Here is an 809-nt window from a genome sequence, read left to right as displayed (position 1 = left end):
TTGCAGCAGCAAGTCGTGGTTGAAGAGGCAACAATCAACGCAACGACGTTGGTAAACCACACCGTTGACGTAGCCACAAACAGCGCCAGCCAAGCGCACAATGTCAGCGAAGACATCAAGAGCTTAGTCAGCGACATTGAACAAGTGCGTGAGAAGATTACGTCTCTAAATCAGAGAACCGAAGAAGTTTCCTCAATACTCGGTGTAATTAAAGGCATCGCCGAACAAACTAACCTACTCGCTCTAAACGCAGCAATCGAAGCGGCACGCGCCGGAGAGCAAGGTCGTGGCTTTGCAGTCGTTGCCGATGAAGTGAGAAATCTGGCCTCACGTACCGCCGAAGCCACCAGCAACATTGAAAGCATCATTTCCCAATTTCAGCAAGGCAGCGAAGAGTCCCTGTCGTCAGTCGATCATGTTTGTCAATTTGCTCATCAACGTTCACTGGATGTCGAAGCGCTGTCTGAAACCATGCACAATGTCGTAGACGAGATGCATCAAGTGCTGAAACACGCAGAAAACATCCAACTGCAAACTCAAACCACCTCGGATGTCAGCAAGCACATTCAATCGAAAATCGACGTGATTACTTTGCACGCGAACGACACGTCTCAATCTGCCTCTCATACACGGGATATCAGTGTCGATTTGGAAGAACTTTCTGACCGTTTAGAGCAATTACTTAACCAATTCACCCTTTCTGAGCAACAAAGGGCGAATAAATAGGAAATTTCTCGCGTCCAAATTGAATATAAAGGTTGAAGCTGACGAATTGACGGGTAATATGTCCCATTGAATCTGTAAAATTC

The 809-nt window shown here is 46.7% G+C and carries 1 protein-coding gene; it reads left to right on the top strand.

Translation table 11 applies throughout. From position 1 onward, the window contains the following. Positions 1-726, top strand: a 726-nt coding sequence (locus tag R7Q46_RS26205; RefSeq protein WP_318078089.1) for a methyl-accepting chemotaxis protein, incomplete at its 5' end; no start/stop codon positions are given. Positions 727-809 lie beyond the last annotated feature (83 nt).

The sequence above is a fragment of the Vibrio sp. 811 genome (assembly GCF_033339195.1).
The sequence above is the reverse complement of the archived record's forward strand: the minus strand, read 5'-3'. Positions and strand labels throughout refer to the sequence as shown.